The 26,847-nt window shown below is 38.4% G+C and carries 35 protein-coding genes and 4 pseudogenes; 34 read left to right on the top strand and 5 right to left on the bottom strand.

Annotated features, from left to right (window positions below; genetic code table 11):
* The first annotated feature begins 3 nt into the window (after window positions 1–3).
* The 16 genes from MKP09_RS28395 to MKP09_RS19335 all read left to right on the top strand — a co-directional run bounded on the left by MKP09_RS28395 (window position 4) and on the right by MKP09_RS19335 (window position 8,032).
* Entirely contained in the window at window positions 4–213 is a 210-nt protein-coding gene (locus MKP09_RS28395) for a type II toxin-antitoxin system RelE/ParE family toxin (RefSeq protein ID WP_394801106.1), read from the top strand.
* Between the two features lie 252 nt (window positions 214–465).
* Window positions 466–690, top strand: a complete 225-nt coding sequence (locus MKP09_RS26685) for a hypothetical protein (RefSeq protein ID WP_262915531.1) — start codon at window positions 466–468, stop codon at window positions 688–690.
* Between the two features lie 37 nt (window positions 691–727).
* A complete protein-coding gene (locus tag MKP09_RS19395) occupies window positions 728–1,693 on the top strand; it encodes a UDP-N-acetylglucosamine 1-carboxyvinyltransferase (RefSeq protein WP_317235454.1) in 966 nt (321 codons plus the stop codon).
* 91 nt (window positions 1,694–1,784) lie between these two features.
* Window positions 1,785–2,171: a bestrophin family protein gene (locus tag MKP09_RS19390; RefSeq protein WP_240831944.1), complete on the top strand. Its 387-nt coding sequence runs from the start codon at window positions 1,785–1,787 to the stop codon at window positions 2,169–2,171.
* Between the two features lie 186 nt (window positions 2,172–2,357).
* Window positions 2,358–2,669, top strand: coding sequence for a bestrophin family protein (locus tag MKP09_RS19385; RefSeq protein ID WP_240831943.1), 312 nt, complete (start codon window positions 2,358–2,360; stop codon window positions 2,667–2,669).
* Between the two features lie 65 nt (window positions 2,670–2,734).
* Window positions 2,735–2,992 (top strand): nucleoside/nucleotide kinase family protein, encoded by a 258-nt coding sequence (locus tag MKP09_RS26680; protein WP_262915530.1) that lies wholly within the window; start codon window positions 2,735–2,737, stop codon window positions 2,990–2,992.
* Between the two features lie 19 nt (window positions 2,993–3,011).
* Window positions 3,012–3,308 (top strand): guanylate kinase, encoded by a 297-nt coding sequence (locus tag MKP09_RS26675; protein ID WP_262915528.1) that lies wholly within the window; start codon window positions 3,012–3,014, stop codon window positions 3,306–3,308.
* 142 nt (window positions 3,309–3,450) lie between these two features.
* Window positions 3,451–3,885, top strand: a complete 435-nt coding sequence (locus MKP09_RS19375; RefSeq protein WP_240831942.1) for a CNNM domain-containing protein — start codon at window positions 3,451–3,453, stop codon at window positions 3,883–3,885.
* An 11-nt stretch (window positions 3,886–3,896) separates the two neighbouring features.
* Window positions 3,897–4,697 carry a hemolysin family protein gene (locus tag MKP09_RS19370; RefSeq protein WP_240831941.1) on the top strand — a complete coding sequence of 267 codons (801 nt, stop codon included), beginning with the start codon at window positions 3,897–3,899 and terminating at the stop codon, window positions 4,695–4,697.
* Window positions 4,698–4,875: 178 nt separating this feature from the next.
* On the top strand, window positions 4,876–5,754 hold the full coding sequence (gene tatC, locus MKP09_RS19365; protein ID WP_240831940.1) for a twin-arginine translocase subunit TatC: 879 nt from the start codon (window positions 4,876–4,878) through the stop codon (window positions 5,752–5,754).
* Between the two features lie 49 nt (window positions 5,755–5,803).
* Complete coding sequence (rpiB, locus tag MKP09_RS19360) at window positions 5,804–6,256, top strand: ribose 5-phosphate isomerase B (protein ID WP_240831939.1); 453 nt, start codon at window positions 5,804–5,806, stop codon at window positions 6,254–6,256.
* Between the two features lie 247 nt (window positions 6,257–6,503).
* Window positions 6,504–7,187 (top strand): PA domain-containing protein, encoded by a 684-nt coding sequence (locus MKP09_RS19355; protein ID WP_240831938.1) that lies wholly within the window; start codon window positions 6,504–6,506, stop codon window positions 7,185–7,187.
* Entirely contained in the window at window positions 7,145–7,543 is a 399-nt protein-coding gene (locus MKP09_RS19350) for a M28 family peptidase (RefSeq protein WP_240831937.1), read from the top strand. Before MKP09_RS19355 ends, MKP09_RS19350 begins: the two co-directional genes overlap by 43 nt.
* Window positions 7,540–7,698 carry a M28 family peptidase gene (locus MKP09_RS19345; RefSeq protein ID WP_240831936.1) on the top strand — a complete coding sequence of 53 codons (159 nt, stop codon included), beginning with the start codon at window positions 7,540–7,542 and terminating at the stop codon, window positions 7,696–7,698. The genes MKP09_RS19350 and MKP09_RS19345 overlap by 4 nt, the downstream gene beginning before the upstream one ends.
* Window positions 7,665–7,886, top strand: a complete 222-nt coding sequence (locus tag MKP09_RS19340; protein ID WP_240831935.1) for a hypothetical protein — start codon at window positions 7,665–7,667, stop codon at window positions 7,884–7,886. The genes MKP09_RS19345 and MKP09_RS19340 overlap by 34 nt, the downstream gene beginning before the upstream one ends.
* Window positions 7,880–8,032, top strand: coding sequence for a hypothetical protein (locus MKP09_RS19335; RefSeq protein ID WP_240831934.1), 153 nt, complete (start codon window positions 7,880–7,882; stop codon window positions 8,030–8,032). The genes MKP09_RS19340 and MKP09_RS19335 overlap by 7 nt, the downstream gene beginning before the upstream one ends.
* Before the next feature lie 125 nt (window positions 8,033–8,157).
* Here the strand turns inward: MKP09_RS19335 and MKP09_RS19330 are convergent.
* A pseudogene (locus MKP09_RS19330) lies at window positions 8,158–9,065 on the bottom strand (deoxyhypusine synthase family protein).
* Between the two features lie 167 nt (window positions 9,066–9,232).
* Between MKP09_RS19330 and MKP09_RS19325 the strand changes: the two are divergent.
* The 7 genes and pseudogenes from MKP09_RS19325 (at window position 9,233) to MKP09_RS19300 (ending at window position 12,821) form a co-directional block, all read left to right on the top strand.
* Window positions 9,233–10,168: an alpha/beta hydrolase gene (locus MKP09_RS19325; protein ID WP_240831933.1), complete on the top strand. Its 936-nt coding sequence runs from the start codon at window positions 9,233–9,235 to the stop codon at window positions 10,166–10,168.
* Between the two features lie 34 nt (window positions 10,169–10,202).
* Window positions 10,203–10,619, top strand: a complete 417-nt coding sequence (locus MKP09_RS26670; protein ID WP_262915527.1) for a Uma2 family endonuclease — start codon at window positions 10,203–10,205, stop codon at window positions 10,617–10,619.
* A 37-nt stretch (window positions 10,620–10,656) separates the two neighbouring features.
* Window positions 10,657–10,794 carry a hypothetical protein gene (locus MKP09_RS26665; protein ID WP_317235410.1) on the top strand — a complete coding sequence of 46 codons (138 nt, stop codon included), beginning with the start codon at window positions 10,657–10,659 and terminating at the stop codon, window positions 10,792–10,794.
* Window positions 10,795–10,959: 165 nt separating this feature from the next.
* Window positions 10,960–11,406 carry an acyl carrier protein phosphodiesterase gene (locus MKP09_RS19315; protein WP_317235409.1) on the top strand — a complete coding sequence of 149 codons (447 nt, stop codon included), beginning with the start codon at window positions 10,960–10,962 and terminating at the stop codon, window positions 11,404–11,406.
* Window positions 11,379–11,447: pseudogene (locus MKP09_RS26660) on the top strand (hypothetical protein); the annotation flags it as partial. The gene MKP09_RS19315 and the pseudogene MKP09_RS26660, both read left to right, overlap by 28 nt.
* A gap of 356 nt (window positions 11,448–11,803) precedes the next feature.
* Window positions 11,804–12,144 (top strand): annotated as a pseudogene (locus tag MKP09_RS19305) (DUF2911 domain-containing protein).
* A gap of 17 nt (window positions 12,145–12,161) precedes the next feature.
* Window positions 12,162–12,821, top strand: a complete 660-nt coding sequence (locus tag MKP09_RS19300) for a DUF2911 domain-containing protein (RefSeq protein ID WP_240831931.1) — start codon at window positions 12,162–12,164, stop codon at window positions 12,819–12,821.
* Between the two features lie 122 nt (window positions 12,822–12,943).
* Here MKP09_RS19300 and MKP09_RS19295 read toward each other — a convergent pair whose 3' ends face one another.
* Window positions 12,944–13,393 carry a hypothetical protein gene (locus MKP09_RS19295; protein WP_240831930.1) on the bottom strand — a complete coding sequence of 150 codons (450 nt, stop codon included), beginning with the start codon at window positions 13,391–13,393 and terminating at the stop codon, window positions 12,944–12,946.
* Between the two features lie 517 nt (window positions 13,394–13,910).
* Here MKP09_RS19295 and MKP09_RS19290 point away from each other — a divergent pair.
* The 3 genes and pseudogenes from MKP09_RS19290 to MKP09_RS19280 all read left to right on the top strand — a co-directional run bounded on the left by MKP09_RS19290 (window position 13,911) and on the right by MKP09_RS19280 (window position 17,558).
* A pseudogene (locus MKP09_RS19290) lies at window positions 13,911–15,118 on the top strand (cystathionine gamma-synthase).
* Window positions 15,119–15,508: 390 nt separating this feature from the next.
* Complete coding sequence (locus tag MKP09_RS19285) at window positions 15,509–16,783, top strand: Fic family protein (protein ID WP_240831929.1); 1,275 nt, start codon at window positions 15,509–15,511, stop codon at window positions 16,781–16,783.
* Window positions 16,773–17,558, top strand: coding sequence for a TIGR02757 family protein (locus MKP09_RS19280; RefSeq protein ID WP_240831928.1), 786 nt, complete (start codon window positions 16,773–16,775; stop codon window positions 17,556–17,558). Before MKP09_RS19285 ends, MKP09_RS19280 begins: the two co-directional genes overlap by 11 nt.
* Window positions 17,559–17,691: 133 nt before the next feature.
* On the opposite strand, the gene MKP09_RS19275 is transcribed toward MKP09_RS19280, so the two are convergent.
* The 3 genes from MKP09_RS19275 to MKP09_RS19265 form a co-directional block, all read right to left on the bottom strand.
* Window positions 17,692–18,354: a sterol desaturase family protein gene (locus MKP09_RS19275; RefSeq protein WP_240831927.1), complete on the bottom strand. Its 663-nt coding sequence runs from the start codon at window positions 18,352–18,354 to the stop codon at window positions 17,692–17,694.
* 116 nt (window positions 18,355–18,470) lie between these two features.
* Window positions 18,471–19,247 (bottom strand): hypothetical protein, encoded by a 777-nt coding sequence (locus MKP09_RS19270; protein ID WP_240831926.1) that lies wholly within the window; start codon window positions 19,245–19,247, stop codon window positions 18,471–18,473.
* A 26-nt stretch (window positions 19,248–19,273) separates the two neighbouring features.
* Window positions 19,274–19,603 carry a hypothetical protein gene (locus MKP09_RS19265; RefSeq protein ID WP_240831925.1) on the bottom strand — a complete coding sequence of 110 codons (330 nt, stop codon included), beginning with the start codon at window positions 19,601–19,603 and terminating at the stop codon, window positions 19,274–19,276.
* Between the two features lie 327 nt (window positions 19,604–19,930).
* On the opposite strand from MKP09_RS19265, the gene MKP09_RS26655 reads away from it, so the two are divergent.
* The 8 genes from MKP09_RS26655 (at window position 19,931) to MKP09_RS19230 (ending at window position 26,268) form a co-directional block, all read left to right on the top strand.
* Window positions 19,931–20,443, top strand: coding sequence for an aminomethyltransferase family protein (locus MKP09_RS26655; RefSeq protein WP_262915525.1), 513 nt, complete (start codon window positions 19,931–19,933; stop codon window positions 20,441–20,443).
* Entirely contained in the window at window positions 20,350–20,616 is a 267-nt protein-coding gene (locus tag MKP09_RS26650) for a hypothetical protein (protein WP_262915524.1), read from the top strand. The genes MKP09_RS26655 and MKP09_RS26650 overlap by 94 nt, the downstream gene beginning before the upstream one ends.
* The gene (locus tag MKP09_RS19255; protein ID WP_317235452.1) at window positions 20,538–21,014 is read left to right on the top strand and encodes a glycine cleavage T C-terminal barrel domain-containing protein; all 477 of its coding nucleotides are present in this window, start codon (window positions 20,538–20,540) and stop codon (window positions 21,012–21,014) included. Before MKP09_RS26650 ends, MKP09_RS19255 begins: the two co-directional genes overlap by 79 nt.
* A 125-nt stretch (window positions 21,015–21,139) precedes the next feature.
* Window positions 21,140–21,865: a 2-phosphosulfolactate phosphatase gene (locus MKP09_RS19250; RefSeq protein ID WP_240831924.1), complete on the top strand. Its 726-nt coding sequence runs from the start codon at window positions 21,140–21,142 to the stop codon at window positions 21,863–21,865.
* 229 nt (window positions 21,866–22,094) lie between these two features.
* A complete protein-coding gene (locus MKP09_RS19245; RefSeq protein WP_240831923.1) occupies window positions 22,095–22,982 on the top strand; it encodes a hypothetical protein in 888 nt (295 codons plus the stop codon).
* On the top strand, window positions 22,940–23,290 hold the full coding sequence (locus tag MKP09_RS19240; protein ID WP_240831922.1) for a hypothetical protein: 351 nt from the start codon (window positions 22,940–22,942) through the stop codon (window positions 23,288–23,290). The genes MKP09_RS19245 and MKP09_RS19240 overlap by 43 nt, the downstream gene beginning before the upstream one ends.
* 23 nt (window positions 23,291–23,313) lie before the next feature.
* The gene (locus MKP09_RS19235) at window positions 23,314–25,860 is read left to right on the top strand and encodes a DEAD/DEAH box helicase (RefSeq protein WP_240831921.1); all 2,547 of its coding nucleotides are present in this window, start codon (window positions 23,314–23,316) and stop codon (window positions 25,858–25,860) included.
* Between the two features lie 123 nt (window positions 25,861–25,983).
* Window positions 25,984–26,268 (top strand): hypothetical protein, encoded by a 285-nt coding sequence (locus MKP09_RS19230; protein WP_240831920.1) that lies wholly within the window; start codon window positions 25,984–25,986, stop codon window positions 26,266–26,268.
* Window positions 26,269–26,847 lie beyond the last annotated feature (579 nt).

Here is a 26,847-nt window from a genome sequence, read left to right as displayed (position 1 = left end):
TAAATGTTTCAAATTGTTACATCCACAAAGTTTTTGAAAGACCAGAAATTGTTAAAGAAACGGTCTTTAAAAGATTTTATGCTCCTTCAACAACTTATTACCAAGCTTGCAAAAAATGGCCATAAAGGAATAGAGAAAAAGTACAGACCTCATAAACTAAGTGGAACGTGGAAGAATTATTGGGAGTGTCACGTAAGCCCGACTTATTACTAATATGGGCAGAGCATGAGGAAATACATCTTTTAGAATTAGTTCGTACAGGATCGCATGCAGATTTATTTTAAAAAATATGTGGCTTACAAGCATCCACACTCATTGCTTAAACCCAACCGTCCGATTCCCTTTATCTTCGCATTATTAATTTAATTATTTCTTTTAATATTCAATTTTAATGAGCGTATTTGAAGTACACGGGGTAAAAAATTAAAGGGTGAAATCATTCCGCAAGGCGCAAAAAACGAAGCGTTGCAAATTATAAGCGCAGTATTGCTAACACCCGAAGAAATTACCATTAATAATATTCCGGATATAGTTGATGTAAACCTTTTGATAGAGCTGCTGTCTGAAATGAATGTAAAAGTTAATCGCATCAGTCGAAGCGCTTGCATTTTTAAAGCAGACGATGTGAATATCGATTACTTACACAGCGCCGAGTTTAAAAAGAAAAGCGCCGTCTTCGCGGAAGTGTAATGCTTGCAGGCGCGATGCTGGCACGCTTTAAAAAAGCATTTATACCAAAACCGGGGGCGATAAAATAGGACGCAGAAGATTAGATACACACGTTATCGGCTTTCAAAAACTGGGGACCAATTTAGATTATAATCAGGAAGATGGATTTTTTCATCTTACCAGCAATGAATTAAAAGGAACATTCATGTTGTTGGATGAGCCTTCTGTTACCGGAACAGCTAATATAGTGATGGCCGCTACAATGGCAACTGGAACAACAACTATTTATAATGCCGCGTGCGAACCTTATTTACAGCAGCTTTGTAAAATGCTGAACCGCATGGGTGCTAAAATCAACGGGATTGGAAGTAATTTATTAGTAATTGAGGGTGTCGATTATTTGGGCGGAACAACTCACTCCATGTTGCCCGATATGATTGAGGTGGGTTCTTTCATTGGCCTTGCCGCAATGACTAAAAGTGAGGTAACCATAAAAAATGCCGGACTGAATGACCTTGGTATTATTCCTGAAAAGTTCAGGCAATTGGGTATAGAAATGAACTTCAATGGCGATGATATACATATACCGTCACAGGAAAGTTATACCATACAAAAGTATTTAGACGGAGGCGTTTTAACCATATATGATCATCCCTGGCCGGGCTTTACACCAGATTTATTAAGTATTGTTTTGGTAACTGCAATTCAGGCAAAAGGGAGCGTATTGATACATCAGAAAATGTTTGAAAGTCGCTTGTTCTTTGTAGATAAATTGATAGAAATGGGCGCGCAAATTATTCTTTGCGATCCGCACCGCGCCGTTGTTATTGGTCTGGAAAGAGAACATCAGCTTCGCGGCATTACGATGAGCAGCCCGGATATCAGAGCCGGCGTTGCCTTGCTGATTGCCGCTTTAAGCGCCGAAGGAAAAAGCACGATTCAGAATATCGAACAAATAGACAGAGGGTATCAGAATATTGATACAAGATTACAAGCGTTGGGCGCGGATATTAAGCGGGTGTAATCAGTTGATAGGTATAAAAGTTGACAAGGACTTTTTGCAAAAATAGAAAAGGAATTTAACTCCCTTCAGGGGTTGGGGCAACTAAACAAACATGCGTTACTATAATACAAAAGACTGGCTTACCATTTTATTTAAGATCACTAAAGCGGATGTATTAAGAAAGCTTTGGTGGATTTTGATTGTAATTGCGATATATGCAACTGTTATTGCTTATCTGGAACTGAGCTACTGGAAATTGTCTGATAAAAGCGTTATCAAAAACCTTCCTATACTGCATTCTTTATTAGGCTTTGCCATTTCATTGGTATTGGTTTTTAGAACTAATACCGCTTACGACAGATGGTGGGAAGGCCGTAAGCTTTGGGGCGCGCTAGTCAACAATTCGCGAAACCTTGCTTTAAAATTGTCGGTTGTTTTAAAAGAAGATCAAAAAGAAGAAAGAGCTTTTTTAAAGAGATTATTCCGGCGTATGCATTAGCACTGCATCAACATTTGCTAAAAGAGCGTACGCGCGTAATGCTTTTTGATGAAAATGAGCAAACAAAAAAATAGTTTCTGCTATTGATGCAGACAAACATGTACCCAACCAAGTAGCCGGGTTAATTTATCAACACGTAAAGAAGTTATATCGTACCGGATCCATAAGTGGAGAAGTGTTACTTTTTTGAATAATGAATTGCAATCATTTACCGATATATGTGGTGCCTGCGAACGAATTAAAAATACACCAATCCCTTCATCTTACGGCGTTTTCATTAAGCGATTCGTTTTAATTTATCTGCTTACATTGCCTTGGGGCTATGTGTTTCAGTTAGGATATTGGGTCGTTCCGGTTGTTGTTTTTATTGCCTATGTTTTGGCCGGCCTTGAATTAATTGCCGAAGAAATTGAGGACCCATTTGGCGGAGACGAAAATGACTTACCCACTCAAAAGATATCAGAGAACATCAAAAAAAGCGTTGAGGAAATTCTGTAAACCGACGCAACACAAACGTAACGTATTCAGATTTTTTCTCCCATCACAATTTCCGTAATTTGTGTATGGCTTCTTACAACAAAAAGATAATCATTATTACCGCACCTTCTGGTGCCGGCAAAACATCCATTACCCATTATTTACTGCAAAAATTTCCAGAACTGGCCTTTTCTATTTCTGCGGCAACCCGCGCCCCACGCGAAAATGAAGTAAACGGAAAGGATTATTATTTTATGAAGACTGAGGAGTTTCAGAAAAAATTCAAAACAATGAATTTGCTGAATGGGAAATGGTATATGAAGGAAAATATTATGGAACTTTAAAGTCTGAGCTGGAGCGGCTTTGGAAAGAAAAAAATGCCCCCTGCTTGATATAGATGTTAAAGGGGCAATACATGTACAACAACAATTTCCCCAAACGTCTTTATCAATATTTATTGAGCCTCCTTCAGTAAGAGAGTTGGCGCGCAGGCTGGCCAGCAGGGGCACCGAAACGGAAGAGTCATTGCAAACCCGCATAAATAAAGCAGAATATGAAATGTCTTTCAGTCACCATTTTAATCATTTGATTGTAAATGATGATTTGCAGGAAGCCTGCGAAGAAACGGAAAGGCTGATCGAAAGTTTTTTGAAACAATAGGCAAGCGTCGTTTAAGCAGGAATAAGTATGCAGCGCTGTATAAGAGTGTGACACCATGTCGATGAAAGCGGTTCATGTGCTGGCATTATAAATAATCAATAACAAATAGCTATTATAAGTAGTCGCTTTGTATCTTTAGGATATGGACGCAACACTTATTGCCTGGTCTGCATCGCTGTTATTCATGATGTTTTTTGCAGGGATCGAAATGGCTTTTTACAGTGCCAGCAGGCTTAATATCGAACTTAAAAGAAAGCAGGATACTGCCACCGGCAACCGCCTGGGTAAATTTATTGATGCTCCAGCTGTTTTCCTAGGCGTAGCTATTACCGGCTACATAATTGCACTTACTATTTTTGTGTTGCTTACAACTGAAGTTGCAGTTCCCGTATGGAAAAACGTTGGTATTAGCTCACGTGGCGTTCAAATATTTTTAGAAATTCTTTTTAATGTATTGGTTGCATTGATTTTTGCTGAGTTTTTGCCACGGGCCATTTTTAGGGCAAAAAGCAATTCTTTGCTAAGCGGCTTTTCTTTTCTATTTAACTTTTTTTCTGGCTATTTTCTCCTTTTGTAAAAGGATTGTTTTTGCTTTCTAACTGGATACTGAAATATGTTTTCAATGTAAGGCTCGATAAAAACAAATCGCCATTGAGTAAAAATGAACTTCGGTTTGTTTTTTCAGATGGCATAAAAGATAACCTGAAAGCCGACACCAGCACACAGTTGCTGGAAAACGCACAAGAGTTGCCCAATATAAAGATCAGGCAATCAATGGTGCCGCGAAAAGAAGTTATCGGTGTTGATGTAAAGACCCCGATCAATGAATTGCTGCAAAAATTTATTGAAACCAAAAGAACCAGGATCATTGTGTACGAGGATTCTATTGACAATATCCTAGGCTATGTGCATCAATTAGATCTGTTTAAAAAGCCAACAGATATAAAGAGCATACTTATTAAGATCCTTGCCGTACCGCAAAGTATGAACGCTGTTGACCTTATTTATAAATTCAGCAGCGAAGCGAAAAGCATTGCTTGGGTGGTTGATGAGTTTGGAGGAACAGCAGGTATTATAACAATGGAAGATGTTCTTGAAGAACTTTTTGGCGAAATATGGGATGAGTATGATACAGAAAAGTTTGTTGAAAAACAGATTGCCGAAGGCGAATATATTTTTTCGGGCCGTTTGGAACTTGATTATCTGGAAAAGAAATATAATCTGAATTTTGAAGGTCACGACACAGAAACGCTATCAGGATACATCATAAACCATCATGAAACAATTCCGGCACAAAAGGAACGTATTATTATTGATGACTATGAATTTGATGTGCTGGGCGTTACGCACACTCGCATAGAAATGGTAAAACTAAGAAAGCTTAAATAGCAAGAGGGAAAACGGCAAGTGGCGAGTAAGGGAGCTGGCAATGGCGCAAGCGTAGAGCGCTAATTGTTGGTAGCGAATAAAGCCTACTTGCAAATTTCCACTCGCTACCCACTATTTCCTCTTATCCATACAAAAAATCTCAAATCTTAAATCCTAAATCAGCAATTAAAACGCATCTTTGCGTACTTATTTTACGTACATGGCTATAATGGATTTTTTTAAGAAACGAAATCAGGGTAATGAAGACGAAATGTCATTTATTGACCATTTGGAAGAATTACGCTGGCATTTAATACGTTCAGTGATTGCGGTTGTTGTATGTGCGATTGTGGTTTTTATTTTTACCGATTTTTTTGTAGATGATATAGTTTTTGGTCCAACAAAAAGCAATTTTATTTCAGCACAATGGATGTGCAAAATGGGACAAGCTGTTGGTGTAGGAAATTCTCTCTGCTTCAAAGAAGTACAAACGAAGTTTATTGAAACAACAATGACCGGCCAATTTATAGCCAACTTTACTGTAGCTTTTATTGGCGGATTTATGCTGGCATTTCCTTATATCTTCTGGGAAATATGGCGTTTTGTGAAGCCCGCTTTATCGGACAAAGAAGGACGGCAAACGAGTGGTATAATTTTTTGGGTGTCGCTATTGTTCTTTATTGGTGTTGCGTTCGGATATTTTATTTTGATGCCGCTGATGGTGCAATTCTATTTTAGTTATACACTTAGTTCCAAAATTGAAATAATGCCTACGTTTTCCGATTACCTGGAAAACTTAACTTACACAACAGTTGGGGTGGGTCTTCTCTTCCAGCTTCCGCTTTTAATTCTTTTATTGGCGAGAGCCGGAATTGTAACCGCCTCCATGTTACGCAAATTCCGAAAACATGCTTTTGTAGTAATTTTGATAGCCGCGGCTATTATAACGCCTACTACAGATCCCTTCAGCCTGGCAGTTGTTGCCGCACCTTTATACCTGCTTTTTGAAGTAAGCATAGCGCTTGCGGCGAAGGGCGAAAGAAAGGATGCTGAAAAGGAAACGGAAGAGTGGAGTTAAAAATCCCGTCCGGCTGGAACTTATCCGGCCAGGCAATAAATAAAAACAGATGAAAACAACTTTTGATCTTAAAAAACCAATCGCCATCGGCAGCGATCATGCGGGTTTTGAAATGAAAGAATTTGTTATCTCTTTTATTGAAGGAAAAGAAATTGCTTTTAAAGACTTTGGCCCAAGCTCGGCGGATTCGGTCGATTATCCTGATTTTGCGCACCCTGTTGCAAAAGCTGTTGAATCGGGCGAGTATGCTTTCGGTATTTTGCTTTGCGGAAGTGGCAATGGCGTTGCCATAACTGCTAATAAGCACCAGGATATTAGGGCTGCACTTTGTTGGGATGATGAAATTGCTGCCTTGGCTCGTAAGCACAATAACGCCAATATACTGTGTATTCCCGCCCGATTTATTTCTGAAGACATAGCTGAAGAAATGGTTGATGTTTTTATAAATACCGAATTTGAAGGTGGCCGACATGCTAACAGGGTTGACAAAATAAATGCTTAGAGGGCACAAGCTAGCGGAATGTTGCCGGCTTTAGCTATATGCTTAATTGATGCCATATATTTTACAGTTAAACTGAGCGTAGCAATACCGATGCTACATGTTCAACAGCTGGTTCAATAAAAATGCTATCTTTTATTCGCGTCCAGTTCTTCCTGCAAATCTGGCAAATTACGTTCAGATAATTTGATAAACGGTAAGAGAATATTATCGTTGTTGGGTACATTTACAACTTAATAAGTATTAAAATATGGGAAAGAATTTACTATTACTTGCCTGCGCTTTTGCATGCACCGGGTTACATGCCCAAAAGGCAACCAATCCGGAGCCTTATGCTAAAACAATAACAACGGCAGATCTTAAAAAGCACCTGACTATTGTTGCCAGTGCAGAAATGGAAGGTAGGGACACACCGTCGCCAGGGCTTGAAAAGGCGGCAAAATATATCGAAACTCAGTTCAAAGCCTTTGGCGTTAAGCCTGGTAATAATGATAGTTACCGCCAGGAGTTTGTTCTGGAAAAAGATAGTGCATCCGATCTTTCCTTAAATATGGGAGGGGCTGCATTTATTCCGTGGAAAGATTTTGCCCCATGGATGTCGATGCCACAAAAAGCCGAGCTTAATTTTTCAGAGTATGTATTTGTGGGTTATGGTATTGTAGATGAAAACAGGGATGATTATAAAGCAGCAGACGTAAAAGGAAAACTGGTTATTATGCTGAGCGGTGCGCCAGACGATTTTAAAACAAACAAACCGCGCAGGCAATCTCCAGCATTTACGGCAAATAAAATAGATAATGCCAAGAAGAAAGGTGCGGCGGCAGTACTGGTTATGGTTGATGTTCTTCCAACGCAACAAATGTTAACAATACATACAGGCCAAAGCCAGATATGGCTTCACAGGAAGAGTCTGACGCAATACCTGCGTTTTTGATCAACGATAACATTGTTTCAAAATCAGGCCATAACATTAAAGATATCAAAACATCTTTGGGCTCTGGCGTTGCAGAGCCTGCAATTAAAGCGGTAGACTGCACCATCAAATATATGTCTGGTAAAAAAACAGCGACAGTTAGTAATGTAGTTGGTATCATTGAAGGATCAGATAAAAAAGAGGAATACCTTTTTGTTACGGCACATTATGACCACATAGGAATTGAACCCGATGGTCGAATCAATTATGGTGCAGATGATGATGGCTCGGGAACGGTTGCTGTTATTGAAATGGCGGAAGCTTTTGCAAAAGCAAAAAAGAAGGAAAAGGGCCGCGTCGAACAGTTGTTTTCATGACCGTTGCAGGAGAAGAAAAGGGCTTGTGGGGATCGGAATATTATTCAGAGCACCCCATCTTTCCGTTGGATAAAACAACAGCGGATTTAAATATTGATATGATCGTATTGACACAGAAAGAATGGCTGCGGATACTCAAAACTATGTTTATGTAATTGGTCATAATAAGTTAAGCACCGATTTACCGAAGATAAACGAAGGGATGAATAATAAATACACGAAACTGGTACTTGATTATAAATATGATGACCCTGCTGATCCCAATAGAATTTATTACAGAAGCGATCATTACAATTTTGCAAGAAAGGGGTTCCGATTTTATTCTTCTACGATGGAATGCTAAAGGCTGATTATCACCAGCCGACGGATACTGTTGACAAGATCAACTTCCCACTGTTGGGTAAAAGGGCGCAGATGATCTTCTACACCGCTTGGGAAATGGCTAACAGGAACGATATGCTGAAAAGAGATTTAGAGTTGACACAATAAAAATAAACCTGTAACTTACGGTTGGTCATTTTCGTTCGGAAAACGATCAGAAGAAACCGAAACCCATCATAGAAAAGGGGCGCGATAAAGCGTCCCTTTTTTGATTAATTAAACGGGTATAAAAACTACCAACCCAAAATCCATGCGAACATCAAAGGCGCTACAATAGTTGCATCACTTTCTACAATGAATTTGGGTGTATTAATGTCAAGCTTGCCCCAGGTAATTTTTTCGTTAGGAACCGCGCCACTGTACGATCCATAAGATGTAGTGCTATCGCTGATTTGGCAGAAATAACTCCAGAAGGGAACATCATGCCATTCTAAATCCTGATACATCATCGGCACCACACAAATAGGAAAATCTCCGGCAATACCGCCTCCAATTTGAAAGAAACCAACACCTTTGCCCGATGAATTATTCCGATACCATTCAGTCAACCAAACCATATATTCAATACCGCTTTTTACGGTAGATGCCTGCAATTCTCCTTTCACTACATAACTGGCAAAAATATTTCCCGTCGTGCTATCTTCCCAGCCCGGACAAACAATGGGAAGATTTTTTCAGCAGCCGCTACGATCCAGCTGTCTTTAGGATCAATTTCATAATACTGCTCCAGCTCACCACTCAATACAGTTTTGTATAAAAACTCATGAGGAAAATATCTTTCACCTTTTGCTTCGGCATCGTTCCATTGCTTTACCAAATGCTTTTGTAAACGTCGAAAAGCTTCTTCTTCCGGAATGCAGGTATCCGTAACACGATTGTAATGATTTTCCAACAGATCCCACTCTTCCTGTGGTGTAAGGTCGCGATAGTTAGGAACTCTTTTATAATGAGAGTGCGCAACAAGGTTCATCACATCTTCTTCTAAATTGGCGCCGGTGCAGCTTATAATATGCACTTTATCTTGGCGAATCATTTCTGCCAATGAAATGCCCAACTCCGCGGTACTCATTGCGCCGGCAAGTGTAACCATCATTTTACCACCTTCCAGCAAATGGGTTTCATAACCTTTGGATGCGTCCATTAAAGCCGCAGCATTAAAATGCCGGTAGTGATGTTGTATAAAATTAGAAACAGGCCCTTTGTTCATGTCTTTGTTTTTATAATTGTAGATAGGACGGCAAAAATATCTATTTTTAATATTGAAGAAGGGTTAATATTTATTTATCTTATTACTTATTGAGCAATACCATGATCAAAACTTTTTCTCTTTTTACTGCGCTATTTTTTTATTCATTTCTTTTTGCTCAAAAAGAAGAGCCTCAAATATTGCAAACCGCAACCGGCAAGCTTTATGGAACGCTTGTTGTTCCAGACGGCCAACGTAGTTTTGACCTGATGATCTTGCAGCCCGGCTCTGGGCCAACCGACAGAAAAGGCAATAATCCTTTGGGTGTAAATGCTGACAGCTACTTGATGCTTGCTAATGCATTGGCAAGAAATAATATTGCAACTTTATTGATTGATAAACGTGGCATTGCAGCAAGTAAGGAGGCGGGAAAGGACGAATCAAAATTGGTGTTTGATGATTATATAAAAGATTTAGAAGACTGGGCTGTATTGCTGAAGAAAGAAAAACGAATTAAAAAACTGATTCTCGCCGGGCATAGCGAGGGCTCATTGATAGCTATGCGTGCGGCACAAAAAGTAAGCGCAGATAAGTATATTTCTATTTCCGGTCCCGCAAAGTCGATTGATGAAATTATTACCTGGCAGTTAAAGCAACAAGCTCCGGCCTTGGCTCCCGCTGCCGACTCTCTTTTTAAAAGAATGAAAAACGGAGAAAAAATAGATTCCATACCTCCATTGTTATACTCTCTTTTTAGGCCAAGTATACAACCGTATATGACTTCGTGGATGAAATACGATCCTTGTAAAGAAATTAAAAAAAAAAAAATACCCGCTTTAATAGTTCAGGGAACCAATGATTACCAGGTGCAGCAAAGTGAGGCCGAACATCTACATGGATGCAATCCCAAAACATCGCTGGCAATCATTAACGAAATGAACCATGTTTTAAAACGATCGCCAAAAGATATTGACGGCAACCGCGCTACATACACCAATCCTTCACTACCAATTGTGGAACAATTAGTAACAGAAATAACAGCATTTATAAAAGAATAAGATATTCTCACAACAAAAAGGATGTAGGTTTCGCATGCCGATCCGTACCAAACCTTTAAAGGAATATTTTGTAACTTGCTTGAATGGGACTTACATTATCGAAAAAAAATATCAGCCGCCGCCAAGAACAGCAATGGAAGTATTTGAAATGCTCCCCCAAGGTACGCTTGCTGAAGTAATCAATAATATACTGTATATGTCGCCTGCGCCAACTTTTGAACACCAGCGCCTGCTTAGCAGGTTACATACAATGATGAATGTATATGTTATGGAAAATAATTTGGGAGAATGTGTTTTTTCTCCGGTCGATGTTTACCTTGGAGACAACAATGCTGTGCAGCCCGATATTGTTTTTATTGCAAAAGAAAACCTCGGCATTATTATAGACGGAAAAGTAAAAGGCGCACCCGATCTGATCGTTGAGGTTTTATCGGGCAATAAAAAAGCATGATTTACAGGCGAAAAAATCTTTATACGAAACCTTTGGCGTGAAGGAATATTTTATTATCGATCCGGCTAATAAAGAAGTCATCAGCTATTATTTAAACGATAAAAAATTTTCTTTGCAGGAAAGCAAAGGCGGGAAATTAAAATCGAAGATTTTACGCAAAACAATTTCCTTTTAAGTTGGATATTCATTCGCAGTGTATGAACATCTTTGCCAAAGGCAATTTTGCTTTGCAAGAATATTAATATTTCTTAAAGGCACTTGCCCGTCCGCACCCCTGAGTCGCGGGTGCGTGATAATCATCAAAATACAATAACGAATAGTCATAAAAATTCTTTCAAAAATGAATTACCTGGCCCATGCATATTTATCTTTCGAAAATGATGAAATATTGCTGGGCAATATGATCAGTGATTTTGTAAAAGGAAAGAAACAATTTGACTATCCTGCTGTTGTACACAAAGGAATTTTACTTCATAGAGCAATTGATGAATTTACAGACACGCATCCTGTTACAAAAAAGGCCAAGGTTGTGTTTCAGGCTGATTATAGGCTATACAGCGGAGCTTTCATAGACGTAGCCTATGATCACTTTTTAGCAACAGATAAAACTGTTTTTGAAACAGGAGAACTTTATAATTTCTCGCTGCGAACATATGAAGCTTTAAATGGACAACTTGCTATTATGCCAGATGCTTTTAGGAAGATGTTTTTTATATGGAACAGTACAATTGGCTTTATGGATACCATACTAAAGAGGGCATACATCAAAGTTTTGGAGGATTGGTAAAAAGAGCCGCATATTTGCATGACAGCACCCGTGCTATTGAAATATTTGACAAGCAGTATTCTTTTCTAAAGAGCTGTTTTTCGGAATTCTGGAACGAACTTCAATCTTTTGCATATAAAAAATATGAAGAATTGATAACTCATCCTGATAAAAAGTACTTAAATAACAAAAATATACGAATGAAACAATTGCTATTTTTAATTGCGATCACATTTTTTTCTTTACAGTTTTTAAACGCACAGCAATGGGCACCGGTAGACAAATCTCCGCTTGATCAGATCTATTTTCCGGCAGATTATCCTTCCTTAAAAGTTAAAGGAACTAAAGAGCCATTGAGAATGCGCATCATTTATAGCAGCCTAATAAAAGTAACAGACAAATATTCGGTTCACAAATCGTGCCTTACGGAAAAGTTTGGAGGTTGGGTGCTAATGAGGCAACAGAGTTGGATCTGTTCACAGATGCAAAAATCGGAGGCAAAAAAGTGCCCCCGGCCGATATACATTATATGCATTGGTAACAGAAAAAACATGGACCTTCATTCTTAATAAAGAAACAGATGTATGGGGCGCATTCAAGTATGATCCTGCAAAGGACGTATGCAGGGTTACGGCTAATATTGAAAACTTAGACAAGCCTATAGAAACCTTAACGATCGATCTGGAAAGGGGCTCTAAAGGGGTCAATCTTGTTGCAGGTTGGGATAATGTTTCTGCTACAATGCCAATTTTATTTTAATTATTTATTCAATTTAAATGCATTTATTTTATAAGGGTTTTTTAGCAGCATCACTTGTTGTATCAATATTGCTTGGCTGTAAGGAAAATAAAAAAGGTAGAGATAACAATGTAAATGCCAACCGGGATAGCATTGTTACAGAAATGACGAACCAAAACCAGTCGGTGGTAGAAGATAATAACCTATATGCAGATGTTGATATTTCGCCAATGGATATGAGCTACTTCCCGGCTAAATACCCCCAGCATAAAATTGCCGATCCTGGTGCCGCTCCTCCTGTTATGCGTGTAATTTATAGCCGGCCACATTTACAGGGGCGTAAGCTGTTTGAAGATGTTTTGAAGTATGGGCACACCTGGCGCTTGGGAGCGAATGAAGCTACGGAATTGAATATTTTTCAAAATGTGACTATTGGTGGTAAAAGCATACCTGTTGGCCGCTACTCTTTGTATGCTATTCCCAAAGCAGGATATTGGACAATAGCCATTAATAATGACCTTGATCTATGGGGACTGAAACAGGATTCAACAAAGGATGTGGTAAGGGTCGAAGTTCCTGTTACCTATTATAATCCTGTAATGGAGTATTTTACAATTGTATTTGAAAAAACGGATAGTGGCGCTAACCTTGTAATGGCTTGGGATGATGCATTAGCAAAATTGCCGATAAAAATATAGCGGGAGTGCAATTTTTTTGCATTCGAGTATAAAAATAAGGGGAGAAGATAAGAATACCCCCTCCGTTGTTTTACATGAGAAAAAGTTTTAGCAATCAGCTTGTCAGGCCGAATTGCAGAGGCTTATTTATCGCCTCTTTTATATTTTTTTACTACTTCGCTATCTCCGGTGCTATTGGCATTAATATGTGTGTAGCTTTTGTCATCTTTTAGAACGATTCTATAATTCACCCCATTGTGATTAGATACTTCTGTAACACCCCAGATATCTTTACCCTGATGTGCCTTCTTTATACTGTAAAGAATATTTGAAGGCAAACCATCTTCTTTATAGTAACGGATAGTTTGAATAAGATTTCCATTAACGTCTAATAGTGCACGTGTTTTAATATCATTCGCCACAAAATAGGCTTCAAAATGCTTACCGGTATTGGACCAGCTTACATTATTTACGTCTTTAAAAATCAGGCTAAATGTTTTCAACACTTTTTCATTAACTGGTTCGGCAGCAGCAGCAGCGGCATTAAAAGTAAGTGCGAAAATAACAGCGGCGGAGAGGATTAAGCTTTTCATTGTATTAATTTTTAATTATTTATAATTTTTTTATTTGTTTCACAAACATACAACTGCACCCTACTGTGGGTCAACGGCAAACTGGCAAACTGCTACTAAACAACCGGCGAATGGCAGGTTTTGTGCCGCGAAAAAATCATTTTTTGCAGCATTATTCATCAAGAATCAATGAACTACACCAGCCTTTCCACAGTAAAGATATCTGTCCGGCAATACCTTCGTAAGTAGAAAATGACTAACGGCAACCTGATTTTTGTTAAATAATTTTAAAGGATTGCAGAAATGATTGAAAATTATCAATGAATGGTTTAAAAATCATTTAAGCGGTAAACATATACAACTATTCGAACCCCCTTATTATCATGCTTTTAGGACAAGCGGTAAGAAGTACGAAGGCATTCTTATTTTTTGCACATCTAAATATTTTAGGTTTCAGCTGTTATATAAATGAGCCTCCTGCATACGCGTGCAATGATTATCTTGACTAATTCCGTTTGACAATTAAAAAAATAAACAGATGAAAAGGAAGTACTTTTCTTTTTACCTTGCAAGTGCCGTAAAAGGGGAAACGATAAAAAATAAACAGATGAAATTAAATACTAAAATAATACATGCCGGTGCAGAACCAGATCCGTCAACTGGTGCAATCATGACACCTATATTTCAGACATCCACATACATACAAAGTGGTCCTAACGAACATAAAGGATATGACTATTCAGGGGCCGGCAATCCAACCCGTACAGCTTTGGAAAGTGCTTTTGCGGTTTTGGAGAATGCAAAACATGGATTGGCGTTTAGTAGCGGTGTGGCGGCAACGGATGCAGTAATGCGTTTATTGAAACCTGGCGATGAGGTAATCGCATCAAGTGATATGTATGGGGGAACATATCGGCTATTTTCAAAATTATGGGCCGATTTTGGGATAAAATTTATTTATGTCGACACCACAAAGACGGTCAACGTAAATAATGCAATCAGTAACCATACAAAAATGCTTTGGATAGAAACGCCTACTAATCCTTTAATGAATATTACCGATATAAAGGAAATGGCGGACATAGCAAGAAGTGCGAATGCCTTGCTGGTGGTAGACAATACATTTGCATCTCCCTATTTGCAAAACCCTTTGGATCTTGGTGCTGATATTGTAATGCATTCTGCAACAAAGTATTTAGGTGGGCATAGCGATGTTATTATGGGCGCATTGATGATGAATGATGATGAACTTCGGGAAAAATTATTCTTCATACAAAAAACCAGCGGAGCCGTTCCCGGACCTTTTGATTGCTTTTTGGTGTTGCGGGGTATCAAAACTTTGCATGTGCGTATGCAGCGCCATTGCGAAAACGGCGAAAAAATAGCGAGGTTTTTAGCATCGCATCCTAAGGTAAAAAAGTGTATTGGCCGGGTTTTGAAGATAGCGAAGGTTACGAAACTGCGAAACAGCAAATGCATGACTTTGGCGGAATGATGAGTTTTGAATTAAAAGATGAATCAACAGAGGCCGCGATCAAAGTATTAAAAGGAACCAAAATTATTGCACTTGCAGAAAGCTTAGGAGGTGTAGAATCTTTAATCAACCATCCGGCAACAATGACACACGCTTCCGTTCCCCGCGAAGAAAGAATAAAAAATGGGTTAAGCGATTCTTTAATGAGATTGAGTATAGGAATTGAAGATGCCGAAGATTTGATTGAAGATTTGAGGCAGGCGATTGGGTAATTTTAAATCGAAGAGATTTGTATCGAAGTTGTTTAAGCTTTTAATTTGAATTATAACATAATCATTTCTCGCTGATCGCCGCAAACGAATCGTCTGCAAAAATCAGCGTAAAAAATCAGCGGGCATCTGCGGGAAAAATCATTGTTGGCAAAACATAATGACGGTCATCATAATCTTTAATAAGTAAAATAAACAATTTCTAACTCATCATTTTCAGGAGTGTTTTGCGGCGAGTCAAAAAGCTCCATCATTCGCTCGTTGGCGCAGTTATAATCCTTTCTGTTTTCAATATTGTCCAGTTCCTTTTCCTAATTTTCTTAAAATAATCAAAGCATAAAGTTCGTATTAAATTACCTAAATTCGCTGTTATTTGCCAATTTTTATTATAAAATGGAAGAAAAGGTTACCAAAACAATTAATGAAGATCCGTTAAGAAAGTTAATAAATAATCTCAATAACAATTACGTTCATCGGGAAAAGTTTAAGGATATGCAGTTGCACGTTGATGGCAGTCGCGATGATATTTGGAAGCTGGCCGTTACCGAAAGAGAACAGGGTTTTAGCCGAAGATTAAGCCACAAAGGTATCGATCTAAAATGGTGGATTAGCAATACACTTGAAGCTCAATTGCACCAATTAGATCTTGGGCTAGCTGGCGGGCGAAACCTGAATGCATTGCTCGAAAGTAAGCATACGCACAGGCATAAAACCAATGCTTTGCTCGATGAAAGCATCACATCCGCACAGTTGGCCGGAGCCACTGTTACTAAAAAAGCAGCAAAGGAAATGTTGCTGAAGAAACGTACGCCGCAAAATGTAAACGAACAGATCTGCATTAATATTTACAAAACATTGCAGCTCGGTTATTCCAAAACAGCGGAACCGCTGACGGAGCAATTGCTGTTGCAGCTGCATCAAACATTTACAAAAGATACCATCAAGCTAAAGGGTGTTGGTAATTACCGTACTAATAACAAAGTTGATACTTCTTCGATTGATAACACTTCCGGATATAAACTGACGGATGCGAAAGATGTGGCGCAGTTGATAAACCTGGTTTTCGATTTATATAATAATGATTCGGAACCTTTTTTTATTCATCCATTAGTAAAAGCCGCGATCATCCATTATCTGGTCGTTACCATTCGTCCATTTAAAGATGCAAATGGGCGTATCGCAAGGTTGCTGGCGCAGATGTATCTTTTGAAAAAGGATTATTGGGTGGCTGAGTTTGTTTCCATTTCAAATGTCATTTCTAAATTCAAACCGCAATATCATAAAGCGATTGTACAATCTCAAACTGATGAAAATAACATGGGCTATTTTATTCAGTTCTATGTTCAATCGGTAAGCATGGCGTATAAATCTTTGAGAGATTTTGTGTTGCGGATATCCAAAGAAAAGGTTGAAAAAACAGCTAATAGAATACCAGGTTATAACGAACGACAAACGGCTGTGTTGCAATGGTTGAAAGAGGACGGTTCAAAAGTGGTGACGATTCGCGAACTGCGTTCTGTTTATGGTGTATCGAAAGAAACCGCAAGAACCGACCTTACTGCGCTGGTAACAAACGGCTGGATTAAATATTATCACATCAACAAAAAAACTTATGCCTTTGTAAAGGCCGAAGAGTTTGACGCATTGGCACAGCAGCATGGAGCATAATTTAAAGGAGTTTTTAGACAAAAAAGCGGCTCAATACGAACAACCGAACTTTATAAAAGACGACCCGATTTGCATTCCGCACCGGTTTACAAAAAAGCAGGATATAGAAATTGCAGGATTCTTTGCTGCTATTTTAGCCTGGGGAAACCGAAAAAGCATCATCAACTCCTGCAACCGATTGTTGATGTTGATGGATAATGCGCCGCATGATTTTATTTTGAATTTTGAAGAAGCTGACCTGAAACCTTTCATGAGTTTTGTGCATCGGACATTCAACGCTACCGATCTGTATCACTTCTTCAATTTTTTGCAATATCATTATAAACAGCCAAGCGGAAACTCGCTGGAGACGGCATTTTCAAAGCACCTGAATGCCAAAAGTGAAAATATTGAACAGGCGCTTATTGGCTTTTATAATTTATTTTTTGATGAAACTGTTTTCCCTGATTATCCGCGCCGAACAAGAAAGCATATTGCAACACCGTATAAAAAATCGGCTTGTAAAAGGCTGAATATGTTTTTGCGCTGGATGGTGCGCAGCAATGAAAAAGGCGTGGATTTTGGATTATGGAAAAAAATAAAACCAGCACAACTGGTTTGTCCTTTAGATGTGCATGTGGCACGGGTCGCAAAACATTTTGGTTTATTGCAAAGACCCAATAGCGATTGGACGGCAGCAGTTGAACTTACACAGCATTTAAAACAGTTGGACGCCAATGATCCGGTTAAATATGATTTTGCATTGTTTGGGTTGGGTGTGGTGGAGAAGTTTTAAATACCTGGTCTGACCGTCTCGGTCTGACCAGGTATTTACGAAGAATATGTAGGTTGATATATATTCTGCTGTACAAGCGAGCGTGGCAATACCGATGCCACATATTTATTGATGACCTAATAAATATTTCTGTTTATTTCTTTCCAAACATCAGCTCCTGCACTTTCTCTTTATCCTCTTTTTCTCTTTTCAAATCGAACATGGTTCCGAAGACATGATCCCAAATAGTGCTGCTTACGCCAAAGCCTTTATGTTCATCTTTATAATGATGTAAATGGTGGTTGCGCCATAAACCCTTCATCCATTTAAACGGAGGATTCCAGGCGTGTATGGCATAGTGCATTGTTCCGTACATTAAGTAACCCAGCATAAATCCCGGGAAAAACATGAATGCATGGCGACCCAGTAAAAGATAGAATAAGCTAAATAAAACCGAAGCGATAATAATGCTTGGTACGGGTGGCATAAAAAGCCGCTGCCTGTCGCGCGGGAAATGATGGTGATTTCCATGCATTACATACGATATTTTTTTGCCGTTGGGTTTTCGCTTACCCAATGAAAAACAAACCGGTGGGCGATATACTCGAAGAAAGACCAAAAAATATCCCGCAAAAAATATCAGGAATACATAGGCCACCGAAAAGTTCAATGTAGTAGCGCTGTAATACAATAAATAGGATATGATAGGAATGTAAATGCCCCAAATAACCAACGGATGGGTTTTTGTAAGCATTTCCAGGTAATCATTCTTAAAAAGCCTTGCTTGTCCCTTATTATGAATTTTTTCAAATTTCATGTGGCAAAAATAAGTCAAAAACTAAGAAGTTGAAAACAATCAAAAATGATGCAGATCAATTTACAAATAAATCAAAAGAAAGTTTAAAATCCTTCCGTTTAGGAAACGATTTAGAATCAATCATACTTTAACTTCCATTGACTTAAATCCGGCTTATTAACTCGCTTTCTCTCTAATTCGTAATCATAAATTTTTTCGCCCACTTCTCTAAAGAAAGGGTAACCTATTTCCTCATATTCATATTTATTATCATTTAGTATACCATCGCTATTTACATAAATACTTCCGCTAAGCATAAATTCAATATTGTTTTTGAAATCCACGATATAACAAACATCTGTCAAAAAGCCATGGCTCCAACCTGTTTTATTAAAGCTTCGTATATATTCCGGAATTTTTTGTTTTCCATCTTTGAAAAAGAAAAATTTTGTATAACTATCAAAAAATTCTGACGTATCATATTTCGGAAAAAAACTTTCAGACGGCTTTTCTGACATATATTGATAAAGGTTTTGATAATCGTCTTTGGTAAGATTAAACCTTCTTTCAGCCGCTATTGATTGTGGAAACAAGACTGATTGCATCATTAATTGCAGATCTTCCAAAGTTGCTTTATTATGTGCCGTAAAATCGTAAGGTTCATTTACAAGTGTGTCATCACTATTTAAATGAGCATGACCCATTAAAATTTTTTTACTGAAATCGAAAGGCGTTTTATTAACGGCAGGAGGTTGCTTATAGGTGAGATGGCCTTCGTCAAAAAATCGAATGGCGTTAGTATAACGGTTCTCTTCAGCATTCATTTTTACAAAACGGCGCGTGATGCGCATATTCTTATAGCCCTTTTTCCAAAGCGTTTCATTAAGATATTGCTGGCCACAAAATTCATACAACCTGTTATAAGCGTCATTATCGCTTACTACGAATATTTTTTTAAATAATGATTGATTGACGGTGAACCATTTTGCGATGTAGAATCCTCATTAACGGATGTTTGGCTACGATGACTACTATCGGTAAGCATGACAGAATATTTATCAATACCCTTATCGCTTAACGAATTAATTTTTTCAAGCGCTGCGAGCGCTGTTGGCAATTTCACCATCGAAGCGGGATAGAAATACTTTTCTTTATCAACATTAAGGAAGTAATTCGTAAACTTTGGTTTGTTGTTTTTATCCCGGTCAATTTTAGTGTAAATGATTTGATACCTGAAAGAATCGGGCTGCGACAATACTTTGGTTAGCAACGGTGATGTCCGTCTTTTAAAAAATCTTCCAGCCAGGTATTATTTTTTATTTGAGCGTTAAGGTCCAATGTAAAGGAAATTAGAATAAGGGAATAGATCAATACAGGTTTCATCCGCATATCTTTTTATTTGCAGCTTCGCTGCGATTCTTTTTGGTCTTATGAAACTTCGCCTGTACATTTCCTGTTAAGAGAAGTTCACCATGCTTCGTTTCATTGAGAAAAGATAAATCAGAAACCACAAAATTCAAGACATAATTTTTCATTCTGTACTTTAAAAATCCGGATGCAAAATTTTGCGTACGTTTGGCGCGCAAAAAAATGATATATGAAGCAAACTCCTTTTACAGAAAAACATATCGCCCTTGGTGCAAAGATAGCCGAATTTGCAGGGTATAATATGCCGATTAGCTACAGCAGTATTAACGAAGAACATAATACTGTTCGCAAAAGTGCTGGTGTTTTTGACGTAAGCCACATGGGTGAATTTATTTTAAAAGGAGGAAACGCTTTAGCATTAATACAAAAAGTAACAACCAACGATGCGTCAAAATTAAAGAATGGACAGGCGCAATACAGTGTATTGACGAATGAGCAGGGCGGTATTATAGATGATTTACTTGTATATTGTATCGAAGAGCAGAAAACCTATATGCTGGTTGTGAATGCGGCGAATATTGATAAAGACTGGAATTGGATTTATCAACACAACACCCTTCCTTTGGAGGGGACGGGGAGGCTGTGGAAATGCACAATATATCTGATAAAACGGCGCTGCTGGCGATTCAGGGCCCCCAGGCTACAGCTATTTTGCAAACGCTTACTGATATTGATCTATTGAATCTTAAATATTACACATTTGCAAAAGGAACATTTGCTGGTGTTGATAATGTGCTGATAAGTGCCACAGGTTACACCGGAGCGGGGGAGTTGAAATTTATTTTGAAGACAAAGATGGCGCGGCGGATAAAATATGGACCGCTATTTTTAAAGAAGGTACACCGAAAGGATTAAAGCCAATAGGCCTTGCGGCTCGCGATACGCTTAGGTTAGAAATGGGGTACTGTCTTTATGGGAACGATTTGGACGATACAACCACACCTTTAGAAGCGGGTTTGGGCTGGGTTACAAAATTCACTAAAGATTTTACGGCGAAAGAAATATTGCAGCAACAAAAGACGGAAGGTGTGCCACGAAGGCTTGTGGGATTTGAATTGGCGGATAAAGGCATTCCAAGACACGGCTACGAAATTGTAGATGCTGAGGGTAATAATATTGGGATAGTAACATCTGGTACACAATCACCCACATTGGGTAAGGCAATTGGCCTGGGTTATGTGAAAAAGAGAATGCCGCAATCGGATCTAATATTTTCATCAAAGTGCGCGATAAACAATTGGCTGCAACAATAGTAAAAATGCCGTTTGTGTAAAATCGTAATTACAAATTGCGAATTAGGAATTACGTGTTGTAGCGACCGTACTTTGTTCGCACAGTTCTGTCAACTGTCATCTTTCATCTGCCAGCTATTTAAACAATGTCTCAAAAACCTATACTCTACACATCTTTGTCTCCTGCGCTTTTGCATTTGTATGATGTAAAAGATACCGTTGTTGTTGTTATTGATGTTTTTCGCGCTACATCTACAATTGCATCAGCACTTTACAATGGCGCAAAATATATTATACCCGTTGATGCTGTTCCGAAAGCTGTTGAAATTAGTGCTGAGGTTGGCGGTATAGCCGCTGGTGAGCGCGATGGTAAACTGGCCGATGGTTTAAGCCACGGCAATTCGCCGCTGGAATACACCAAAGATTTTATTGAAGATAAGATACTGGTATTAACTACAACAAACGGAACCAGGCTACTACACATGGCGTTGGTCAACGGCGCGGATGATATTGTTACCGGTTCTTTTCCTAATCTTACTTCTGTATGTAACTATCTCACCAAACAAAATAAAAATGTGATCCTGGCATGCGCCGGATGGAAAGATCGGTTTAATATAGAAGACACTTTATTTGCGGGCGCTGTTATACACAGGGTTAAAGAGCATTTTACAATTCACTGCGATAGTTCTTTTATGGCTGAAAATATATACACACAACATAAAGAAAACCTGCCGCAGTTTGCAGAAAATCTTACGCACTACCATCGGCTGGTAAACAGGTTTGGATATATCGATGATATCGAATTTTGCCTTACCGAAGATGTAGCCGATGTGCTGCCCTTGTATAAAGACGAAAAACTGGTAAAAGGATAACGATCCTTTTGAAAAAAAACCGACAAAGGTACCATTTTCTTTTTACGTTTTTGCGGAAATAAAATATTCATCAAAACATTCGGAAAAGCGGAAATCTTTCTTTTATTTTTGCCGATTGTCCTTTTCGAAAACTTAGTTTCTGATCGCTCATATATATTCTATTGTTGAAGGGTGCGACGCAATATTGATGATAGTAGTAAAGGCGATGGTTAAATAAAAAAATTTTCTTTTGGCATTACCACACATTTTAAAACACGTTTATACAAACGGAACAGACGAAGTTATCAGACGCGGAAAAAAAACGCATGCACTTGGCTTTGTGGAATTGATAGAATTTGACAAGCTCACCGGAAATATTGTGTTTCGGGTAAAAGATGATACGTACAGTAGCTTTTATAAAGTTTATATTCAAAAATACAGCGATCCTAAGCACATAGCGTTACGCTGTACCTGTCCCTACAACCTGGGCGAAATTTGTAAACATGAAGTAGCTTCTTTATTTCAGTTGCAGGAGTTATTGGATAAAGGCCAATTGGGGGATGAGGAAGTGTATTACGATCAGCGTCATACGGTAGTAAAGCCACGTAACCTTGATCTGCGGTCGTTGCGCTCACTTTGCAGCACCGAAAGCTTTAATGACGCAGAAAAGTTTTTGCAGAAGAAAAAAGCCAAGATCGTTTCTGCAAAAGATGAAACAGTTAAGGCTACACTGACTGTAAACGAAAAAGATTACACCGTTGTAATTAGAAAAAATGCTGAAAGAAGCTTTGATACAAGTTGCGATTATGAAGATACAGAATACCCTTTGTGTTTGCCAAAGGTGATCGTGTTTATGCAACTTATCAGGCAACATGGAGCGGAGTATTTTGATACCATACGAAATAGAGATGTTGAAAAAAATAAACTGCTTGAGGCATATGGCTATTCACTTGCAGATAATTTAAAAGGAAAGTTTGAATTTGTATTTAAAGATGGGAAACCATTTCTACGCGTTTTAGATTCGAGTATCAAACGGGTAAACACGCCTGGTGCGATGATGCCCAGGCCTGCAGATGTTCAGCAAAAAGAGAAGCTGTGGCAACAGAAGAAGATGACGAAACCGTTGAAACAGTACTGAAACCTTCAACCAGACTGGGTTTTGTTTTCAACTTCAATAAAAAATCATTCCCACATTTTTCAATAGACACCATTATTGGAGAGGCTAACGAAGAGCATAATGCTTTTACAGGCAAGGTAGAAATGCTCGATATCACAAAATATATTGACACAAGTAATTATGATCCGAGTGATGTATCCTTACTTAATAATGTAAGGAAGTTGCAGGATTCGAGCTTAAAAAGTACATCATACGGAATACGCCGTTTGCTGAAATGCTTGAAGAGCCTACCTTTTCAGCCGAATTTAATACGGACGAGAAAAAGTTAGCAACAGAATATTTATTGCCGCGTTTGAAAAAACTTTTGGCTGATGCGGGAGAGAATCCATTAGCCTTTATACTTCCCGCTGGTAAAAAATTTATTACGCAAAATCTGCAAAGTGTTGATGCCATTGATACACCAGTTTCAATTGAATTTTATATTGATAAAGAAAAGGAAAATTTTATATGTGAATGCCTTGTGCGTACACGAGGAATGGTACATGGTATTGAGGAAAATGAGGCATCAACATCATTGATATACCTCTACAATCATCAATTGTTTGCCATGCCGGATGCAGATACGGTTGCTTTGGTGCAGCAGTTTGCGGATACTGGTAAAATAACCATTTCTCCCGAAGAGTGGCCATTACAGTTGCATGACTTTATTCTTCCTTTATCAAAAGATTATAAAACCGATTTCGATCCGTCGCTTTTGCAAACTATAAAAGGTGCAGAGCCTGAAGTAAAGCTATTCCTTTCTGAGCGTGGAGACTATCTGGTATTCCGCCCCGTCTTTTCTTATAAAGGCTACGAAACAAGTGCTACAGGGAAACATATAATGCTCATTCCCGAAGGCGGAAAAGTATTAGCTATTCATCGCAATAAAGAAAAAGAAGACATATTTATACAAAGGCTTCGCAATCTTCATTCGAACTTTATCACAAATGAAGAAGAAGGAACCTTGGCATTAAAAGGTGCCGAAATTTTGAAAGAAAATTGGTTCTTTTTATTTGTGGATGCGATGAAGGATATGCAGGTTCCTGTTTTCGGGCATGAAGCGCTGCGCAATTTCCGTTTTAATACAGCCAAGCCTCAAACAAAAATCTTCATTAGCAGTAATACTGATTGGTTTGATGCCAAAGTGGATATTATGTTTGGCGAGCAAAAAGTATCCATAAGCGAAGTGAAGCGCGCGCTTGCAGCTAAGCAACAATATGTACAATTGAACGACGGTACGTTGGGTATTTTGCCCGATGAATGGCTGAAGAAATATGCATTGCTTTTCAGAGTAGGAGAAGGAAGCAACAATAAACTGAAACTTTCGCAATACCATAAAAGCGTTATCGACGAATTGTTCGAATTAAAGAATGAAGAAGAATTGCAATTTGAGCTGGAAGAAAAATACAGCAGGTTAAAAGACTTTGAAGAAATTTATGAAGTTCCCGCTCCCGAACATTTACAACCTATTCTTCGCCCTTACCAGGTGGCTGGTTTTCAATGGCTGAACTATCTGCAAAATATCAACTGGGGTGGAATACTGGCCGATGATATGGGTTTAGGTAAAACAATCCAGGCCTTATCATTCTTACAGCATTATAAAAACACCAATTCCGAAATGAAGGCATTGGTGGTTTGTCCAACCACGCTTATTTATAACTGGGAAAATGAGATCAAAAAATTTACTCCGGATATAACATACAGCATACATCATGGCAGCACAAGAACGAGGAGTTATGAAGAAATTCTCAAGCATGATATTACTATTACCACTTATGGAACTTTAAGAAGCGACATCAAGCTTTTCCTTAATGTGAAGTTTGACTACCTTGTACTTGATGAAAGCCAGGCCATAAAAAATCCATCAAGCAAGGTTACACGGGCGGCATCATTGCTCAATGCCAAGCACCGCTTGTGTATGAGCGGTACACCATTACAAAACAACACATTTGATATTTATGCGCAAATGAATTTTCTTAACCCCGGCATGCTGGGCAGCATTGAGTTTTTCCGGCAGGAGTTTGCCATACCTATTGATAAACTGGGCGAACAGGAACGAAAAGCGCATTTAAGAAAAATATTATATCCGTTCATTTTACGTCGTACTAAAGAACAAGTTGCGAAAGATTTACCTGAAAAGCAGGAAATGATCTTGTGGTGCGAAATGGGCGATGAACAACGTCGTATTTATGACGCGTATAGAAATGATTACCGGGATAAAATCTTGGGAACAATTGACAACCAGGGCATCGGCAAATCTCAGTTAACCATTCTTCAGGGTTTGATGAAGTTGCGCCAGATATGCGATTCTCCAGCCATTTTAAACGAGGAAGATGTTTTTGAAAACCATTCCATCAAAATTGAAGAGTTGGCAAGAGAAATCACCGAAGACATGAGCGACCATAAAGCCTTAGTGTTTTCACAGTTCCTGGGCATGTTAGGATTGATTCGTCAAAAGCTTGAAGAACTCGGCGTTAAATACGAATATTTTGATGGCAGCACTTCTGCTCCCGACAGAGAAAAAGCTATTCAGAATTTTCAGAATAATGATGAAGTGCGGGTCTTTCTGATTTCATTAAAAGCCGGTGGTGTGGGTTTAAATCTTACTGCGGCAGATTATGTGTACATCGTTGATCCTTGGTGGAATCCGGCCGTAGAGCAGCAGGCAATAGACCGTACGCACCGTATCGGGCAAACAAAGAACATATTTGCATACCGCATGATTTGCAAAGACACGATCGAAGACAAAATTCTTAAACTACAGGAAAAGAAAAAAGCATTGGCCAAGGATCTTATTTCTGATGAATCGGGCTTTGTGAAGTCGCTTAGCAAAGAAGATGTAGAGTATTTGTTTAGTTAATTCGTTCTCTTTATTATTGAACCGGCAGCAGAATATGTAGCATCGATTTTGCCACGCTCGTTTTATCGTCCCGATTATAGATCATCCTATATAAACGGAACAGTTTTAAATTGAAAAATATTTATGAAATTTCGTCGGCTCATATCATTGCTAATAATTGCAGTCATTCTTATTGCATTTTTCACCAATCCTAAAGAAGCGGACTTTCACCAATTTGTAAAACCCGACATGGGTAAAGTGCAATCTGCTCCACTAATTGAATACGAAAGCAGGCTCATTTACTCCAACGCAACTGTAACGTATTTCAATCCTGCTTCTGTTGAAGGCAAAATAATAGCTGCAGCTAATAAAGAAAAATATATTGGTGTTTTCGGCGTTTTTGGCGTGTCAATAATTAATGCGGGTTAATGGCCAAGCTCGTTTCGGTTACTTAAAGGAATTCAATAGTAAGTTGCGTTCATCGCAACTTTTTTGTAAACCGGCCTAAAATAAAAAAGGTCCTTCCGTAGAAACGGACTGACCTCTAACGATTGCTTGCCATATGAAAAAAACTTAAAAACCTGTTTTGTATCTTACGCCTCTTTTTCTCTCTCTTCACATTTAAAATAACCCCTTTGTGTTATTGTTACACAAAATTAATTGCTATTTTTACAATTATAAAACCAATTTATGATCATTAATGTCCTTCTCAACCTATAAATAGAGATGCAAATTGCTGATTTTGTTCACTTTAATTTAATTTTTAACCGTATGCCCAACGATGAAAAAGCGCTACAAGTATAGCTAGTCTATATTTCTACCATTTACAAATGGGCGCAAAAATAAAAAGGTCCTTCCGTAGAAACGGATTGACCTCTAACGATTGCTTGCCATATGAAAAAACTTATAATCTAATTTCTTTTGAAACTTTCGTTTCTGAGTGCAAAGATAAATGCTCCACAAATAATTGAGTAATAACTTAATGTTAATTTTTTCACCTCAAACATG

It is taken from the genome of Paraniabella ginsengisoli (assembly GCF_022513635.1).
GTDB lineage: Bacteria > Bacteroidota > Bacteroidia > Chitinophagales > Chitinophagaceae > Niabella > Niabella ginsengisoli.
Note: the sequence above shows the minus strand (reverse complement) of the source record. Positions and strands in the feature narration are given on the sequence as shown.

What these genes read in the sequence shown, in the direction of transcription:
- MKP09_RS19230 (WP_240831920.1), top strand. Translation starts at nt 25,984, where the DNA reads ATGAAATTTCGTCGGCTCATATCATTGCTAATAATTGCAGTCATTCTT.
- MKP09_RS26650 (WP_262915524.1), top strand. Translation starts at nt 20,350, where the DNA reads ATGCACAATATATCTGATAAAACGGCGCTGCTGGCGATTCAGGGCCCC.
- MKP09_RS19390 (WP_240831944.1), top strand. Translation starts at nt 1,785, where the DNA reads ATGCGTTACTATAATACAAAAGACTGGCTTACCATTTTATTTAAGATC.
- MKP09_RS28395 (WP_394801106.1), top strand. Translation starts at nt 4, where the DNA reads ATGTTTCAAATTGTTACATCCACAAAGTTTTTGAAAGACCAGAAATTG.
- MKP09_RS26655 (WP_262915525.1), top strand. Translation starts at nt 19,931, where the DNA reads ATGAAGCAAACTCCTTTTACAGAAAAACATATCGCCCTTGGTGCAAAG.
- MKP09_RS19345 (WP_240831936.1), top strand. Translation starts at nt 7,540, where the DNA reads ATGACCGTTGCAGGAGAAGAAAAGGGCTTGTGGGGATCGGAATATTAT.
- MKP09_RS26680 (WP_262915530.1), top strand. Translation starts at nt 2,735, where the DNA reads ATGGCTTCTTACAACAAAAAGATAATCATTATTACCGCACCTTCTGGT.
- MKP09_RS19285 (WP_240831929.1), top strand. Translation starts at nt 15,509, where the DNA reads ATGGAAGAAAAGGTTACCAAAACAATTAATGAAGATCCGTTAAGAAAG.
- rpiB (WP_240831939.1), top strand. Translation starts at nt 5,804, where the DNA reads ATGAAAACAACTTTTGATCTTAAAAAACCAATCGCCATCGGCAGCGAT.
- MKP09_RS19295 (WP_240831930.1), bottom strand. Translation starts at nt 13,393, where the DNA reads ATGAAAAGCTTAATCCTCTCCGCCGCTGTTATTTTCGCACTTACTTTT.
- MKP09_RS19315 (WP_317235409.1), top strand. Translation starts at nt 10,960, where the DNA reads ATGAATTACCTGGCCCATGCATATTTATCTTTCGAAAATGATGAAATA.
- MKP09_RS19325 (WP_240831933.1), top strand. Translation starts at nt 9,233, where the DNA reads ATGATCAAAACTTTTTCTCTTTTTACTGCGCTATTTTTTTATTCATTT.
- MKP09_RS19280 (WP_240831928.1), top strand. Translation starts at nt 16,773, where the DNA reads ATGGAGCATAATTTAAAGGAGTTTTTAGACAAAAAAGCGGCTCAATAC.
- MKP09_RS19275 (WP_240831927.1), bottom strand. Translation starts at nt 18,354, where the DNA reads ATGAAATTTGAAAAAATTCATAATAAGGGACAAGCAAGGCTTTTTAAG.
- MKP09_RS19335 (WP_240831934.1), top strand. Translation starts at nt 7,880, where the DNA reads ATGCTAAAGGCTGATTATCACCAGCCGACGGATACTGTTGACAAGATC.
- MKP09_RS26670 (WP_262915527.1), top strand. Translation starts at nt 10,203, where the DNA reads ATGCCGATCCGTACCAAACCTTTAAAGGAATATTTTGTAACTTGCTTG.
- MKP09_RS19340 (WP_240831935.1), top strand. Translation starts at nt 7,665, where the DNA reads ATGGCTGCGGATACTCAAAACTATGTTTATGTAATTGGTCATAATAAG.
- MKP09_RS19350 (WP_240831937.1), top strand. Translation starts at nt 7,145, where the DNA reads ATGGCTTCACAGGAAGAGTCTGACGCAATACCTGCGTTTTTGATCAAC.
- MKP09_RS19300 (WP_240831931.1), top strand. Translation starts at nt 12,162, where the DNA reads ATGCATTTATTTTATAAGGGTTTTTTAGCAGCATCACTTGTTGTATCA.
- MKP09_RS19375 (WP_240831942.1), top strand. Translation starts at nt 3,451, where the DNA reads ATGGACGCAACACTTATTGCCTGGTCTGCATCGCTGTTATTCATGATG.
- MKP09_RS19250 (WP_240831924.1), top strand. Translation starts at nt 21,140, where the DNA reads ATGTCTCAAAAACCTATACTCTACACATCTTTGTCTCCTGCGCTTTTG.
- MKP09_RS19355 (WP_240831938.1), top strand. Translation starts at nt 6,504, where the DNA reads ATGGGAAAGAATTTACTATTACTTGCCTGCGCTTTTGCATGCACCGGG.